At 29.6% G+C, this 15,997-nt stretch carries 13 protein-coding genes and 2 pseudogenes; 10 read left to right on the forward strand and 5 right to left on the reverse strand.

Annotation, left to right across the window (positions count from 1 at the left end):
• Positions 1-552 precede the first annotated feature (552 nt).
• Positions 553-969 (reverse strand): annotated as a pseudogene (locus NBX25_RS19715) (Shedu anti-phage system protein SduA domain-containing protein); the annotation flags it as partial.
• A gap of 56 nt (positions 970-1,025) precedes the next feature.
• Positions 1,026-1,895, reverse strand: a complete 870-nt coding sequence (locus tag NBX25_RS19720) for a hypothetical protein (protein WP_250255120.1) — start codon at positions 1,893-1,895, stop codon at positions 1,026-1,028.
• Between the two features lie 98 nt (positions 1,896-1,993).
• Between NBX25_RS19720 and NBX25_RS19725 the strand changes: the two genes are divergently transcribed.
• From NBX25_RS19725 to NBX25_RS19745, 5 genes are all read left to right on the forward strand, one after another.
• Positions 1,994-2,818: a hypothetical protein gene (locus NBX25_RS19725; RefSeq protein WP_250255121.1), complete on the forward strand. Its 825-nt coding sequence runs from the start codon at positions 1,994-1,996 to the stop codon at positions 2,816-2,818.
• A gap of 12 nt (positions 2,819-2,830) precedes the next feature.
• Positions 2,831-3,376: a hypothetical protein gene (locus NBX25_RS19730; RefSeq protein ID WP_250255122.1), complete on the forward strand. Its 546-nt coding sequence runs from the start codon at positions 2,831-2,833 to the stop codon at positions 3,374-3,376.
• 85 nt (positions 3,377-3,461) lie between these two features.
• Positions 3,462-4,385, forward strand: coding sequence for a DUF5677 domain-containing protein (locus NBX25_RS19735; RefSeq protein WP_250255123.1), 924 nt, complete (start codon positions 3,462-3,464; stop codon positions 4,383-4,385).
• A gap of 15 nt (positions 4,386-4,400) precedes the next feature.
• Positions 4,401-5,912, forward strand: a complete 1,512-nt coding sequence (locus NBX25_RS19740; protein WP_250255124.1) for an LA2681 family HEPN domain-containing protein — start codon at positions 4,401-4,403, stop codon at positions 5,910-5,912.
• A gap of 3 nt (positions 5,913-5,915) precedes the next feature.
• Positions 5,916-6,911: a hypothetical protein gene (locus NBX25_RS19745; RefSeq protein WP_250255125.1), complete on the forward strand. Its 996-nt coding sequence runs from the start codon at positions 5,916-5,918 to the stop codon at positions 6,909-6,911.
• A 327-nt stretch (positions 6,912-7,238) separates the two neighbouring features.
• On the opposite strand, the gene NBX25_RS19750 is transcribed toward NBX25_RS19745, so the two are convergent.
• Positions 7,239-8,138, reverse strand: a complete 900-nt coding sequence (locus NBX25_RS19750; protein ID WP_250255126.1) for a hypothetical protein — start codon at positions 8,136-8,138, stop codon at positions 7,239-7,241.
• A 72-nt stretch (positions 8,139-8,210) separates the two neighbouring features.
• Between NBX25_RS19750 and NBX25_RS19755 the strand changes: the two genes are divergently transcribed.
• Together NBX25_RS19755 and NBX25_RS19760 are read left to right on the forward strand one after the other, a co-directional pair.
• Positions 8,211-9,260 (forward strand): hypothetical protein, encoded by a 1,050-nt coding sequence (locus NBX25_RS19755; RefSeq protein WP_250255127.1) that lies wholly within the window; start codon positions 8,211-8,213, stop codon positions 9,258-9,260.
• A complete protein-coding gene (locus NBX25_RS19760; protein ID WP_250255128.1) occupies positions 9,241-10,038 on the forward strand; it encodes a hypothetical protein in 798 nt (265 codons plus the stop codon). Before NBX25_RS19755 ends, NBX25_RS19760 begins: the two co-directional genes overlap by 20 nt.
• A gap of 368 nt (positions 10,039-10,406) precedes the next feature.
• On the opposite strand, the gene NBX25_RS24830 is transcribed toward NBX25_RS19760, so the two are convergent.
• Both NBX25_RS24830 and NBX25_RS24835 read right to left on the reverse strand, forming a co-directional pair.
• Entirely contained in the window at positions 10,407-10,676 is a 270-nt protein-coding gene (locus NBX25_RS24830; protein WP_349815590.1) for a 3'-5' exonuclease, read from the reverse strand.
• A gap of 96 nt (positions 10,677-10,772) precedes the next feature.
• Positions 10,773-13,049, reverse strand: a pseudogene (locus NBX25_RS24835) (nSTAND3 domain-containing NTPase).
• Between the two features lie 357 nt (positions 13,050-13,406).
• Between NBX25_RS24835 and NBX25_RS19775 the strand changes: the two are divergent.
• Genes NBX25_RS19775 through NBX25_RS19785 form a run of 3 tightly spaced genes read left to right on the forward strand, consistent with a single transcriptional unit; the run spans position 13,407 to position 15,996 of the window.
• On the forward strand, positions 13,407-14,906 hold the full coding sequence (locus NBX25_RS19775; protein WP_250255131.1) for an AAA family ATPase: 1,500 nt from the start codon (positions 13,407-13,409) through the stop codon (positions 14,904-14,906).
• A complete protein-coding gene (locus NBX25_RS19780; RefSeq protein ID WP_250255132.1) occupies positions 14,896-15,570 on the forward strand; it encodes a retron system putative HNH endonuclease in 675 nt (224 codons plus the stop codon). The genes NBX25_RS19775 and NBX25_RS19780 overlap by 11 nt, the downstream gene beginning before the upstream one ends.
• A gap of 24 nt (positions 15,571-15,594) precedes the next feature.
• On the forward strand, positions 15,595-15,996 hold the full coding sequence (locus tag NBX25_RS19785; protein ID WP_250255133.1) for a hypothetical protein: 402 nt from the start codon (positions 15,595-15,597) through the stop codon (positions 15,994-15,996).
• Position 15,997: the final 1 nt, after the last annotated feature.

Here is a 15,997-nt window from a genome sequence, read left to right on the forward strand (position 1 = left end):
TTTCCCCATAATTTGAATTAATATATTATGTTTGGATTGACTGACTGTGTTGAAGCTTGATTAAAGTAAGATATATTTCATACACTGTTTATTCATTGATGGCTTTAGGTGGTAAATAAAACAAAGCCCTGATTGAAACTGAATCAAACAGGGCTTTTCTATAACTTAATCAAAGTATTTTATGTGTTACTTATGGTATCTTTCCATTAAATTCAGATAAATAAAAAAGCCCCTTAAAAAAGGAGCCTTGTGACCTCAGCGGTGCATTTTCCGAACACTTTTGTAGAAGATTTGGATAAACTTGCAGAACTTTCGACAATCATCTATAATCAAAAATAGAGTATAATATGTTATTTTTTTAAACCAAGTATATAAATTTAAATAACTCCTATATATCTTTATCAGCAAAATTAAAATATTAAAACAATATAAAACTATATCTTTTGACGATAGCCGTAATTTGAAGTGGATAAATATTGGATTAATAAATGATTCTTTTATATGCTTAATTTCAACAATTAAGAAAATATACTATTGTCTCAATAATATTGTTTAATCAATAATTTGACCTTCCTCTTCTTTAACACTATGACTTAGTAAACCTATAAAAGTTTTCAATTGTTCGAGGCACTCATCATAAGTGACAATTCTAATATTTTTTTGATTGTTTCTGAATAACTCAAATGATCTGATCATCTCTCGGCTATCCAACAAACTTGTTAAATTACCTATAATTAATAATCCTTGCACATTATAAGCTTCAACATTTCTATCAAAAGAATTTTTCATTAAAGTTGAAATTTCTGTCTCAAGATTATATTTCTGTGTCAAAATCTGAGTTATAGATCCTGAAAGGTGTTTTGATGGATTATAGACTCCTGTATCTCTATAAGCTGTTTTGTCAAGCAATCCTGTTTCAGGTGTTTTGATTTCGATGATAAAGGTATTGTTCGTCAGTTTATGTTTTTGAAGAAAATCCGGATATTGTCCGTTTGAGTTATCAAATGATTTACCCCGACGTAAGCCTAATTTTTAAATTTTACAAATGGGGAACCCGAGAAAAAAGTTAACAAAATTGGATTTTGCTCAAAAAAAGATTGATAGGTAGCCTCCTTATGACTTCCTTGTATCTTTTCTTGAAACTCATTCATCAAAATTGTAAGATAACTTAAATCAGTATTGTCTTTTAAAATAGACAACGCACTTTTATCAGATTGATTTGTCTTACTATATTCAGTGTTCCTCAGAACCTTGTAGATCACATCCTTCCTTGGTGGTAACTTTATAATAGGATATATTAAAGGATCACAAAAATTGAAAATATTATCATAAATAAACGCTTCTTTTGCTATTTGACCTTCGCGCCAAAATAGATCTTGGTTACGGTCAATTCCTTTACGTATTTTTTCAAAATCTTGATAATTAATAACAATCTCGCTTGAATTAATTTCAGTATTTCTAAATTTTGAAATAATTAGCTTTTGACAGTTGGAGAAGTGTTTTAGAATTGTACTTACAAGTATTTTATATTTTTTTTCTAATCCAAGACCAAATGAAACCGATTTCGTAAATCCTTTAGGTAAACCTTCTATACCATACCCATCATTATACATATCGTCTAATTCAATATTGAAGCCTTCAAATATAAATTCGCTAATGTCATATTTTGCTTCAAAATAATGATTTGAGTGTAGAATTGTATTTATAGGCCTCAAAAAAGTAATTGAATTTATTCTATCAATCTTGATAATTAGATGTTTTAGATTTTGTTTTTCATTACTAACAAAGCATTCAGAGATATCTTCATCTTCTTGAACTGTTATCAAATTCTCTTCAACTGGTGAAAAATCACCTAAATCACCGTCTAATAAACTATTTTTAAAAATATCATTCAAAGTTATATAGTTTTTATTGACAACAATATAGAGAATTAAGAAATGAAAAACAAGCAATTTAAAAATAGTACTTTTAATACTTTACAAATACAATAAAAATGGATGTGCAAACAATAGACGAATTAAAAAATATACATAAAGACATTGTAAATGATTTTGAGGATATTATTAGTGATTTGCCTATGTTATTAAGGAGTTCTTACGGATATACAAGCGAAGTCTGTTTTATGTATATAAACAGTACACATTTAATCTTCGATGCCATTTTAAATTCGATAAATTCTGAAAACTACTATTCTATCAATATCTTATATCGTTCTTTGACTGAACATTTTTTGAGATTTAATTTCTATTTTTTCAACTTTGCCCTTAATGGAAAATCCGATTCTTATTCTCACAAATTCAGAACAGCATTAGAATTCAACGATAAATTTTTAATACTAAAATCAAAGAATTCGATAGAGACAAATCTAAAAATTAAAAAAAATGCTCAAGATATAAAAGATGAACTACATAAGAGCAATAGCGATTATGCAAAATACAATCTCCAAGAACTAGATGCTATAGCCAGAGATCTCAGCATCAAGAATATCATTAGTTTTACTGAAAAGCATATAGAAAATAAAGAGTTTGATTCAGAGGGACTTTTAAAAGAAATAATAGTACAGTACTCAAAATTATCTTCGTATGTACATGGAGGCATACTTGCACATAGAGAACACATATACTTTGCAACTGAAAATAAAATAGTCAAAAGTATGACTGTTATTTTAGGCAGTTCAATTATAATATTAACTTCTATTAAGTTACAAACTTTAATGATATTTTCAGAAACAAACCCGGAATACCTTAAAGTTTATTTTAAAATTTCGAGGAAGATTTATAAATTACAAAGCATAAATAAAGATTCTCCAACCTTTTAAATATAACTCAATATGGATCAAAACACTTGGTTACAAAATTTCTTGACAGAGGAAAGTGTTAAACCTGACTTCAATAAAATAGAAAATGTAAAAAATTTCACAATACTTTGGAATCTTTTTGAAAGATTCTTTTGTGATAAAGAAGGTAGTTTAAGCAAAATACAACTAAAACTAACTGACCTAAAGCAAAGGGGCTACATATTACCTCCACAATCATTCGATGTTCCTTATAACTATTTTCGTGAGCGCTATATTACTAATAAACAAACGAATTTGATTTTTGAAAAGCTGGATTTCCGTGATACTAAAACCGAGGAAACTTTTAAGGAGTCTTTAAAAAATTGTTTAGAAGGTGAAACTACTGTCGACTACGATAAACTATCTGCTTTATTGATAATAACTAGTAGATTCAGAAATAACCTTTTTCATGGCTCAAAAAATATTGCTAAAATATCTGAACAAGAAGAAAGTTTTGCACAACTAAACAGTGCATTAATGTCGTTGTTAGATTTTTTAAAAAAATCAGGAAAGCTTTCATCCGTGGAGGAGAAATTATGATTCTTACAATTCCCTATAAGGTAAAAGTCCGATTATCATCAGAAAAAAATGAAGTAGTAAATTGTAGTAATAACTAAAATACTGAATGAATAAATTTAACGACATAAAGCAATCCGAAGAGTTTAACTCTTTCTCTAATGAATTTGAAAAAAACGTATCCTTTTTAGAATCATTTTCTAGCCTTATTACTTACAGTGGTAAAATGATAACATTTATTTCTGATAAAAAGGTCAATTTCTTCACTACTATTTTGCTGCAAAGCTGTTGTAAAACGCTAAAAAATATAAAGAGCTGCTGTTCCAACGGAAGTTTTTCGGATGCAAATACATTAATTCGAAAACTTAGGGACGATTTGCTACTACATGTTTTTATACTGGATAATTCAACAAAAAGAAACGTATTTAAATCAGAAGAACTGGACAAACTAGATCTAAGCGATGTTGAAAAGTTCACCGCTTCATTTTCATCTATGACGATAGATACGACACTGTCCGGAGATGAAATCGCGGTCGCTGCTTGGCTCGAAAATTCAGTGGATCAATTATCATCAAGAAATAAAAGAAAACTTAGCTTTGAAAACTATATGATTTATTTTCAAAAAGATGAAAGAATAAAACAAATTTTGAAAGATTATAGCTTAGAAAATTACTGGTTCAATTTAACAGTAAAACTAAATGATTATGTCCACAATAACGGAATCAAATTTACTTCTCATAATTTAGTTAATCTACCCAATAAGAATTTAGAGGTCTTTCTCAACAACATTAACATTAGAATATCTTATATACTGACATTTTTTCTCTTACTCATACTAATGATTGATTCAACCTTAGTTCGGTCAGATGATATAATGGATTATCTCGAAAATGACATGGTTCCTCCTGAAAATATTCAATACGAAATTGCACCGTTTATACAAGAATATATAGATGAAAAAGTGATACCATTACATCCGGAACTCAAGCAATACTTGAAAGATTATAATATTAATGGAATGAACATCCGCTAACATAACTATCTAACTGTGCATCACATTTTAAACTTAAATAAAGAAATTAGCTACTTATTAGACACTTGTCAATATGGAGAAGCTAATGATGCTTTAGAAAAAGCATTAATGAATCGCAATGTAAATGATTATTTAATGCTGAAAGCAATTGCAGGATTTTTTATTGATCTTGGAAATGAATCTTATGACAGGAAAAAAGTTGAGAAAGGTCTACAAATTCTATTAGATAATAAGGATAAAATAAAAAACTACGCCACTGAAGATTCCTTAAATTATTGTATAGGTAATGCATATCAATCACTTTACAAGATAGATACCGAAGATGTAAGTGATTTTTTTCCTATCCCAGAGAATATTGAAACCTTATTTGAAGCTAAGCAATACTATTTCAGAAGTTTTAAAGCTCTTGATATAAGAAAACCAAACCATTACTCCATTCAAGTCTTGACTAATCTTGGTAATAATTTAATTAATTCTGGTCGATATGTTGAGGCATTCCAATTATATGATAAAGTTTTAAATTACAATCATAATTTTTTCTATGCCCTAGCGGCAAAAGCCGAAGGTTTACTAACAATGGTAAAATATTCACAATGCCCCATAACAATCGCTCTTTTTATTGAGGTTTACAGACTGTTTAGTGAAGCAGAAAAACATCAGATTCCTTTTGAAGCTATTAAAGAGAAAATAAAAACAAGTAAATCATATGCGTATCAATTTCTCCAAGAACAAAATTTTTGTATCTCAAAAATTCCTCATGAAGCAATTTTAAATAACGAAGAATATCAAAAACATCCATTAAAACTTAAATTTTTCTTAGATAACTTTTTAAGTTTATCTGAACATAGCCTGTATTGCAGTTGTAACGGCGCAGAAAAAGATGATATAACTATTGGCCATGGTGGTTTCCAAACAAAAAATAAAAAAATTGTACAATTAGAACTGCTATGTAATAGGATAAAATCAGAATTCTGTTTTTCAAAAGAATTATTTTTTGATTACTTTCATGACTTAAAGACTATTGAAGAAACAGCTCATTACGAGAATTTAGTGAATGGAATTGTAAATGGTATTAAATATGAAAAGCTAAGAACAAGTTTTCGATTGTGTTTTGGAATACTTGATAAAATTGCGGAAGGCATTTGCTACATATTTGATTTTGCTATGCATAGAAATGAGTCTATATACTTTGAAAATTTTTGGAGCGAAAAAAGGAATAGCACAAGATGGCAAGAAATAAATCAGAAAAGGAACATTCATCTTACTGCATTGTATAGTATTGCATGTGATCTTGAAAAAAACAATGGAGAATTTGGTTTTTACAAAGAATGGAGAAATAAACTAGAACATGGAATTTTTTCAATAAAAGACCATAATTATTTTAACAGCGGTTGGGAAGCGGAAAAATTTTCTTTAAAAACCGACTTGGATCATTTTGAAAAAGAAACTTTGAGACTTTTACAATTGACACGCTCTGCAATATTCAGTTTTGTTTTCTGTGCCCGAATTGAATTAATAGAATCTTAAAGAATGAAAACGTTTACAAGTCCTGACGGTATATTTGAAATTCAAATACCAATAGATTGGGATTATCAGAATGAATTACACGGTAATGAAAACGAATCGCCTTTTAGTTTTCAACCATTTAAAAATCCGATGGGATGTTTTCAAATTAGTCATTACATTAAACAGCAACTAGATAGCCAAAGATTTTCAAATCAAGATTACTTCGAGCGAAATTTAAAATTTGAAAAGACAAAAATTGATGAAAATGACGGCTTTATCTTAATACTATGGGGAACCTGGGTAAAAGAAAATTTCTTTATGGCTAAATATATCTATCGCCCATCATTGGTAGACGAACAAGTAGTTCTTAAAGAGATTTATAAAGCAGAAGAATGTCTAAAATCGTTAATTTGCATAGAGCCTCAATCTCGAATACAGGCTATTCATTTCTACCGATATGAGAAATTTTTATCGGCTTTAGCGGCAACATTTGACCTATTACAGCGTGCCTTACAAAATGGATTTCCCATTGAACTTATTATAGTATACGCATCGCAAATTGATGCTTATCTGCGTTTATGCATTGTTCTTAAATATCAGATTATTGAAAACTCCAATCTATTTAAGATTCAGTACCTATATCAAGATAAGACCGATAAAGCAATAAACGAAAAACGAATTTATAAGGAAGCAGTTGAAATGAAGATTATTACAACCGAGATTTACGACATGTTGTTTAATCTATATAATGAGAGAAATAAAATTGTTCATCGATATATAATTAGTGATATTAAGACTTTCATGTTGTTTGAAATTGCTGAAAAATATAAAATGATGGCAGAAAATATAAGGCTGATTTTAGCTGGAATCGAAAAGGAACAATTTGAGAATAAGACAGGATACTATCGAACCAAAAATCCGTTTATTGACAAAACTATGGAGCATGATGATTTTCTCAAGTCGATGGTTAATGAAAAACATTCTACGGAGAGATTCTACAGGCAACTTCCTGAAAAATAAGTTTTATCTATTATTTCTTTGTGTCAAATGTAAATTTAAGTACATTTGTATTGTAAACATCTCATGTACAAAAACAGTATTGTTGCTAACAATCTAAATTTTTGCAACATGAATACATGTTTACAATGCTCCTTGTGGAGACCGGTTTTTGTAAGAGATTATACTAGAATACGTTTCGGACGTCTAGAATATGTAACTCAACATTGCAGGTCAAGACCGGGACAACACTAATTAAAGCAAGGATTTATCCTTGCTTTTCTTTTTTCAAAAAAAATTTTTGACATTTAAATACCAAAACACATACGATCTAAATGATTTATTTTAACATTATTCTATCCCATATCTCTTACTCATTATTTGGCGCTGCTGTAATCTTCCTCTAAAGACAGCTTCATCTACATCAATAGACTTACTTACTAGCAAATCAATTGAAGAAGCCAAAAAAGATAATAACATAGGAATGTTGTCATAGATATATTCCCACATATGATTGATATCTTCCTCTGTACTAAATATGAAATTCAAATTCTGCTTTTCAGTGGCCGAAATAGGATTACGATCAGTGTATAGGTGAATAGCATTGTTAGTAAGATTGAGAAGGCTATCCCCAAAATCTTTATTAAAAATAAAATCATATAAATCATCATTATCAAAATGATTATTTAATAATTTATTTGTTTCAACTAATAACCTTTTTTTTTCTTGATAAGTTATCTTGATAGGGTCGAAATCTTCAAGATTATTAAATTTATCGATAAAATCGGGCTCATTAAGTAACCTCATCATAATGGTAGATATTTCAAGAAAAGGTTTTCTTAATAAAGTGAAACACACAGTCATTCTCATTTTCAACGAGCAAAGTAGGCTTTCCTGTATAAAATAACATGTTTCCATAATCAGTGAAAGAATCAAATGATTATTGACTACTAGATTTAATTCATTATTCAAACCTAAATAAGCTAGACGATCAAAAATATGTTCATCTGATGTTTTCATTTTTTCAATTATATCCTCTGACAATTCAAATTTCTGCACTTTTAGTTCAATAAATCTTTCATGCAAAACCAATTCTTCAATTTGATTAATTACAAATTCACAATAATCATGCTGTTTTCTGAATCTATTTGGTAGGTAAAAATAATTTTTACTGCTGAGTAATTTTTTATTATTTCTAGAAAAGGATTCTCGAAAAGTAGCTAAGATTAATGCCAAATACTTATTTATCATGTGGAAAATCAATATTTGATAAACTTTGTTTATTAGTTAACTGTAAGTAAATTTACATTATAAAAGTAATTTATGAGACAATTTGTTGACAAAACAGGAAACTATATGTTGACTATACCCGCTGATTGGATATTTAAAAATAATATTTACGGAACAGAAAATTTGACATCAAACTGTTTTGAACTCTATGATGAGTCTATCGGAAGTTTTACCATCAGCTGTCATATTATTACGAATACTAAAGCAAATAATTCTGAAGAATTTCATACTTCAATTAATAAAAATGATAAACAATATAGAATTGATTTTAAAGAAAAATTTATTTCTGTAGATGGAAATGATGGTTACAGCTGGGAAGCTGTAATTGGTAATAAGTTTTTATTATGTACCTATATTTATGACAATGAATACAAAGATTCTATTGAGTTAAAAACTGAAATTGAAAAAGTATTATTTTGCTTGAGCAGTATTAGAATTATTGTTGATACAGAACGAGAATCTGTTTTAAATTCTTACCGGTTTAACCAGTTTATGACATCTTATGCGGCTTCCGTAGATTTACTTCAGAGAGCTTATGATAATGGTTCAGCAATAGAAATCACAGTATTACTATCAAATCAGATTGATGCGCTGTTAAGATTGATTTTAATATTAAAAATACAATTAGATAATAATTCAAATACAATTGATACCACTCTCATATATCAGCAGGAAGACGATAAACCTGTAATGGAAAAGCAGGTCTATAAAATGGCTCTTCAAAATAATATAATAAATAAGGATTTATTTGATAAATTGTATACTTTGTATGATCAAAGAAACAAAGTTATCCATCGATATATTATTACTGATCTTTTAACTAAAAATGTTTTTCATACAGCCCATCAATACAGTCTCATCGAAAAAGAAATAGGAAAAATTGTGAAAGAATATGAACAGAAGCAATATAAAGCAAAAATAGGCATATATGGAGTCCCGGAGCCTCCTGATAAACCTCTAACATCTGTTCAACAAGATGAATTTTTAAATGCACTTAAGGAAAAGCACTCTCACATGAAAATTAATGATGAAATAACTTTTAAAAAATTTGATACCCCGAAAGATGATGAAAACATTAAATAAAAACAAGTTTGATATTTTTGTTGAGAAGCTTATGGAAGGTTTTTTACAATTGCCAAACTTTGACCTTACACGAAAAGATGAGCTGGCTCATCGATTATTTAATATTATATCCTATAAAATTGCTGATATTTCGTCTTACAAAGAGTTGGTTACAAAACACTTTATCCCAGCTACTAATAAAGCAATTTATGATGCGAAAAGAGATATTGAGAACTCTAAGTATCGGCAATATCTTGACATCAAACAGATTGACTTTAAAGATACTTTGTATGATACGATTAGACTTTCCTACGTCGGTGTTTTTCATAAACTTGAAAACTATGTTAATGAAATTATTTCTGTTACCGAAGAATTATTTGCAGAATTACACAACTCGGAGAATACTCTAAACAGCTGGACTAAGGAACGATTTAATTTTAATATAAAAGACTGGCAGCAATTTGATATTGTTCACAAAGTTAATTGGGTGGCAAATTGCGTTAAGCATAGAGACGGCTACCCCACAAAAAATCCTAAGCCAAAAAGATATCAGAATTCTAATGAGGAAGAAAAACTTAAAATAAGTGTCAAAGAGTTTGAAGATGATTGTAATTTGATCATTCCCTTCTTTCCTATTTATTTACAGTTAATGTTTCTCTTTGCACAGCATAAAATGATTACTGAGGATCTTGAAAACAATCATGATCCAGAAGATGATTTCACAATCGCACAAAACGAACACCTTACAAAACTTGAATATTCGCTTAAGACTCTGCTAGAACATTTAAGAATGATATAAGACATCGCATGGATAAAATATAAGGATCATCAAGCCTTTGTTTAAAAGAGTGAGAATCTGTAATCCTTCAAAAAAATATATGCTTATTAATAATGCTGGACGAAATATTTTCACAGGTCTTTTTTAAAATACAGATCCGCTCCAGTTTAATGTTCTTCAAGTATCGTTAAATACTTCTTATATAGTGCGATGAAAATTTTATCCAACAAAATCAGCAAGGCAAATCTTATGATATAATTATCATATCTGTTATACGACAAAGCTAGCTATACCAATAATTAGTGTATAGTTCTTTATGGAGTATAAAATTAATTCTTTTGCATTAATGGATAAGTATCCTTAGTAAAAGTATTTTGTTCGTTGCCAAATCATTTATACAAACTAATCCAGTAACGTGATGCTGCATATTCTTTCCTCCAAGGACCTCTTCTTGTCTGGATAGTAAAAATTCGGGATCTCAGAAGTATACAAGTTGTCTTTGCACGACTAACACACACATAAAATAGGCGCTGATCCTCAGCCAAAGCTGTCTCATTTCCTAAATGATAGAAACTTGGAAAATGTTCTTCCTCCATTCCTAAGAGGATAACAACTTCAAACTCTAAGCCTTTTGAACTATGTCTTGTAGTAATGGTGATCTGTCATATTTGTGCGTAATTGATATTTTGCATAATATTTTTATATCAATTATAAACTGAGTAAAATGAGTTATTTTGTTGTTTAATATATTCGTATTATTGATCTATGTCATCGAAAATACTCCTCGAACTTTGAAGCTGTGTTTTATCATCCTGCAAATCTAATTTCCTTTGCGGTTTTTCATTTTTTTCATAATAAGTCTCATCAGCCCAATCTTTTGCCTTTTGCCTTTCTTTTTCTAATCTATTACATATAGAATCTTCTTCGTCATACTCTTTAACCAGAATATTTATCTTTTCATAAAATTCTTCCATATGCTCTTCTGGCGTGTAATTGTCGTAATCTTTAAAATTGTTCTCATACTTTTGTCTAACGTCAGATATTCGAGGTAACAGGTAATTTCTAACCTTCTCTTTTAACTCCTCCAATTCTTCTGAAGAAAAAACTGTTTGCATATCATTATCCCTAAGTACATAAAGATCATCCCCTGAAATAGCATGTTGAGAGATATATTCAACAAATTCTTTCCTATACTTTTCCGGAAGCAAGCCAAACTTGTTTAACTTAACAACGGTATCTATTTCCTTTGAATAATAGAAATACATCGTTGGTTTAATAATTATATCGAATATTTCAGGTTTCTTGGCTACAAATAATTGCAGAAATTCCTTAGATGATCTTCGAGATAAAAATGACAACAATTTCCTCAAAGCATCCCACTCAGATAAATACCATATCTTATATGATTCTGACTCCTTAAATAAAAACATTCGTTCAAGCACTATGTTAAACATTTTCTTAGGAACAACGATTGTCTTTTCAAGACCAACATCTCCGCAAGTTATTTGTTCTAATAATTTCTCAATATTAGTTCCTCTTAAAAATATTTCTAATAATTCAGGACTTTGGGTTATTATTTTCGCATAAGCATCACCAATTGTTGGGTGTTTATAGCGCCAAACCATGTTATCCTCAATATATGTATGTTGAACCAAACTTCCGTTCATAGAATCAAATGCCTGAACGCAATTACCCAAACTACTACCCATTCGAGCAAGAACATTCATTTCATTTTTCTCTAAGTCTAATGGACTAGTCAAATGTCCATTACTCATATATACAAGACCTAAAGCAGCTTTACAATCATTATCAAGGCTGCGAATCACATCTTCTAAAAAGCTTTCCTGTTTTTCTACAAAATTTTGTATCGAATACTCAGACAATGTAAGATTCTTAGTAAACAAAGGATCACCTAACCGTCTGGCTGTTTCTGGAATAAAGCGATTATTTTTTGAAACATTAATTAAATGAGGTTTGATATTTGTTAGAAATAATTGGGACTGGTTACAAAGTTTTAAATGATTATAGAGTATTTTTTGTTTCTCGTCAATAGTTAGTTTATGTAGATCAATTACAACCTGGCTTTCATTAAAAAGAGGAAATGCACTTTCTTTCAGATCATTTCTTGCTCTATTATAAATATAATCACGGGACGTCATCACTATTTTGATTCCCTGTTTTAACATTGATTTTACTTCCATCAAAATATGATTCCACTTGTTAACAAGACCAGACTCATACTGGGTAACTCCAAATGCATCATCAATCCAAAAAAACTGATTTGGGTCTTTAGGGTTCCAATGTTTAGTTACTAGATCAGGAGTATCAAGTTTAAATGTTGTTAGTTTTCATTGATCAACTGCTGCCATTGCTAAAAGAGACGCGATCGTAGTTTTCCCTGCTGCTGGCTCTCCAACAATAAGAACAAAACCATGTTCATTCATTGCCTCCACTGCTTTATAATAAGAAGAGGTAATAACTATCTTTGAAAGATCATCCCTCATAGATGATAATAGTTCTTTCGCCTGTGAGTAGGTTCTTTCATCGAGAATCTGACTCAGATCTCCTAATCCATAGATTCTCGGAACTAGTGCTCTTAACCTATTGTTTTCGGTTATTTGATTGCAGATCCAATCGCTACCAAAAATCCTCCATTTTTTTACGCCTAATTTTTCTATTTTTTTTGCATAACTTAGTTCAAATTGACCAGACACCCCAGCGTTAGTCATCAGAATATAACAGTCGCAACGTCCTTCAGAAACAAGTCTTTCAATTTTTGCAAACTCATCAGCAAGCTCGCTTAGTTTTAAATTACTTTGTACTTTATTTGTGAACTTACACTGAATAATAAAATTTCCTTTTAGATCTTCATTATCCTTTTGTTTCCAGGTTCCTGAGAAAGCACCATCCATGCCTGCATCATTTGTATCTAAAAAGTTACTTACTGTTTGTCCTAAAATTTCTCGTGCAATAGTTAAACAGAGTTGCTGGAAATCATGCCATCCTAATCGATGCAATTCATATTTTATCATCTAAAGCGAAATCAAATTATATTAAACAGTTTTTTCTTAATGTTTGTTAAGTACTAATATAATAATTTTTGAACTTTGAAAAGTTGATTTTTAGTACCTAAATTATGAATACATCTAACTAAACAATTCTCAGAAAGATCGAAATTGGAGTCAAATCTATTGCTTAGCATTAAAAAATAAAATACATTTGAATAAACCTAATACATCATGAATCCAAAACTTAATATCTACTCTATTACGAGTTCATTTGAGCTACAACAATATCCAACACTTGTTTTACTGAATATACATCTTTAATTAGATGGTTAATAAACCTAAAAATATAAAATAAAGAATAGTAAAAAAAGTATAAACAATATGTTTAGATTATTAAAATTCGAAATTATAAAACATAGTTTTTTTGATCCCCAAACCTTCAATTTTGTAAATGACACAAATTTTTCTGATGGACCCTATATTACTCTCCTGATAGGTCCAAATGGAACTGGTAAAAGTCAATTACTGGAAACTCTTGCGAGGATATTTAATATTATCCAAGCATCAATTGAGAATGGCCATAAGGTTCAAAACTTTGACTGTGATTTTAACCTGGTATATATACTGGATCAAAAACATGTCTCAATTAGCTCTGTAAGAAATGTAAATACAATTATATTAGACAATAAGGAAATCGAATTAATTTCTGTTCCGACGCCTTCAAAATTTTTAGCTTCAGCTATAAATTTAAATGACCGATTTCCTTTTTATACAAATCGAAATAAAGCTAAAAATTCTAAATATCAATATTTAGGCATCAGAACCGCTTCTAATAATGCGTTTAAAAATAATAATACTTTAATCGACAGATTTTCAAACTCACTTACCGATAAATCAAACTTACACAGATATAAGAATATATTCGACCTGCTCGGTTTAAAAGACGAAATCACCATTTTATACAAGCCGGGTAAAAACCTAAGTTTAAAAAGTAATGATGATATTAAATGTCTCGTTAATCCTCAATTATTAAAATCGAGATTTCAAAAAATAATTGACGGAATTTCTAATCAAACTCGCTTTCAAATTAGAAAAGATAAGTATTCTCGGGTCATTTCAGATTTCTCCAATTTAGAAATCATCTCAGATTTTTTTAAACACCGCCTGAATTATTTCCTAGCAGATAAAAAGTCTATTGTTTACGAATCTTCTATCGGGTTTAATAATCTACCCCAAGTTGGCATGTTCTTAGAAGAGGTGAAAGCCTTAAAATTAATAAGGGAATTAGAGCTACTTAATGTAGAAAAGTTAATACTTCACAGAAAAAATTCTAAATATGCATTTGATCAGGCAAGCTCAGGAGAACATCATATTTTATCCGGTTTCATTAATTTGATTTCTACCATTCAAACCAATTCTATCGTTTTCATTGATGAACCTGAAATAAGCCTACATCCAAACTGGCAGATACAATATATGAATTTGCTACAGAAGACTTTCGCTGATTATTCAAATAGTCATTTTATAATTTCTACTCATTCCCATTTTTTAGTTAGTGATTTAGTACCTGATAAATCATCAATTATTAGTTTTCATATAAATGATAACGGTGAGATAATTAATGAAACATTAGAGTTCGACACTTATGGTTGGTCTACTGAAAACATTTTGTATCGGGTATTTGGTGTAAGCACTGTCCGAAATCACTACCTCGAAATGGATTTAAGGGAATTACTTACAAAGATTTCCCACAAGTCCGACGATTTCAATAAAATGAAAAGGATTCTTTCAAATTTAAAGCGATTTGAATTAACCCCTGACGATCCTTTGAAGAAAATCATTCAAACTGCTGAAAAATATCTAAAAGACAATGGCCATTAGACAATATCATTTTAAACTTCGATACCCCAATAGATATAGTAAAATAATTCAATTTTTAAAACCACTGAAAGGAAATGAATGGGATTGTAAAGCCGAAAATTTCAGAAAATATAAGCGTGGTTTATATTCAAGAAGAAATGAATTGAAATCAATTATCAGGCAACAACTTGAGCGCTTACAAGGTGATAATTGTGCATTCTGCGGTTTAAGTTTAAAATCAAGAGTCACCCAAATTGAGCATATTGCTCCTAAAGGAAAAATACTATATCCTCAATTTATGTTTGAACCTAAAAATTTAATTCTTGCCTGTTCTTTATGCAATGGATTTGATAAAAAACATACTTTCAATACCATTAAAACTGTTAACGCCATATATAATAGATGCACATTTAATATTGTTCATCCATATTTTGACAATCCAGACGATCATTTAGAATACTTTCTTGATCCAGAGTCAAATCTTGCATTCATTATTCAGGTAAGAGAGATTAATGGTGTGAAATCATCCAAAGGATTACAGACTGTTTCTTTGTTTGAATTGGATTCAAACGAAATGACTCAAGAAAGATATAAGGACGCTTTAGCTGCTAGTCAGCCAGTTCAACCTGATTTTGAGAAATTAATTGCTGAGGTAAAGCAAAGAGAATATGTTTCAAAGTCCTAAAAGTTTAATTAACCCTATTTACATATGATTACAAATTCACAAGCTACAGAATTGAGAGAGCACCTTATCAGAGAAATGCAAGACAATGGATTTTCCAATATTGTCAATGAAGTAAATTCCAGATTAAAAGAAGATTACACGCAAGATTCACAGAATGGCTCTCAGTTTCTTTTGACTTTTTATTTAGAAGAAAGCATTGATATTTTAGAAAATTTATCTAATAAAGATTATCCAGGTCTAATAAAAAGATTTAATAATTTCTTAGTTACAAATAACGATTTGAAAGCAGATCAACTTCAATCTATTGTTGTCCAACTTTTAAGTGATGGTAAGGAGCAGGAATATGATTTAGCCAATTTACCCAATTACGAAAATGTAATTTCAATACTTAAAAAAGCGTTAGAAGAAATAAGAAGCGAAAATTAAT

This window comes from Chryseobacterium sp. Marseille-Q3244, from assembly GCF_940807095.1.
In the GTDB taxonomy this organism is placed as follows: domain Bacteria; phylum Bacteroidota; class Bacteroidia; order Flavobacteriales; family Weeksellaceae; genus Chryseobacterium.

Bases quoted from the DNA above. Each gene is read 5' to 3' on its own strand.
- NBX25_RS19745 (WP_250255125.1), top strand. From the start codon at position 5,916: ATGAAAACGTTTACAAGTCCTGACGGTATATTTGAAATTCAAATACCA.
- NBX25_RS19775 (WP_250255131.1), top strand. From the start codon at position 13,407: ATGTTTAGATTATTAAAATTCGAAATTATAAAACATAGTTTTTTTGAT.
- NBX25_RS19755 (WP_250255127.1), top strand. From the start codon at position 8,211: ATGAGACAATTTGTTGACAAAACAGGAAACTATATGTTGACTATACCC.
- NBX25_RS19730 (WP_250255122.1), top strand. From the start codon at position 2,831: ATGGATCAAAACACTTGGTTACAAAATTTCTTGACAGAGGAAAGTGTT.
- NBX25_RS19780 (WP_250255132.1), top strand. From the start codon at position 14,896: ATGGCCATTAGACAATATCATTTTAAACTTCGATACCCCAATAGATAT.
- NBX25_RS19785 (WP_250255133.1), top strand. From the start codon at position 15,595: ATGATTACAAATTCACAAGCTACAGAATTGAGAGAGCACCTTATCAGA.
- NBX25_RS19735 (WP_250255123.1), top strand. From the start codon at position 3,462: ATGAATAAATTTAACGACATAAAGCAATCCGAAGAGTTTAACTCTTTC.
- NBX25_RS19725 (WP_250255121.1), top strand. From the start codon at position 1,994: ATGGATGTGCAAACAATAGACGAATTAAAAAATATACATAAAGACATT.
- NBX25_RS19750 (WP_250255126.1), bottom strand. From the start codon at position 8,138: ATGATAAATAAGTATTTGGCATTAATCTTAGCTACTTTTCGAGAATCC.
- NBX25_RS19760 (WP_250255128.1), top strand. From the start codon at position 9,241: ATGATGAAAACATTAAATAAAAACAAGTTTGATATTTTTGTTGAGAAG.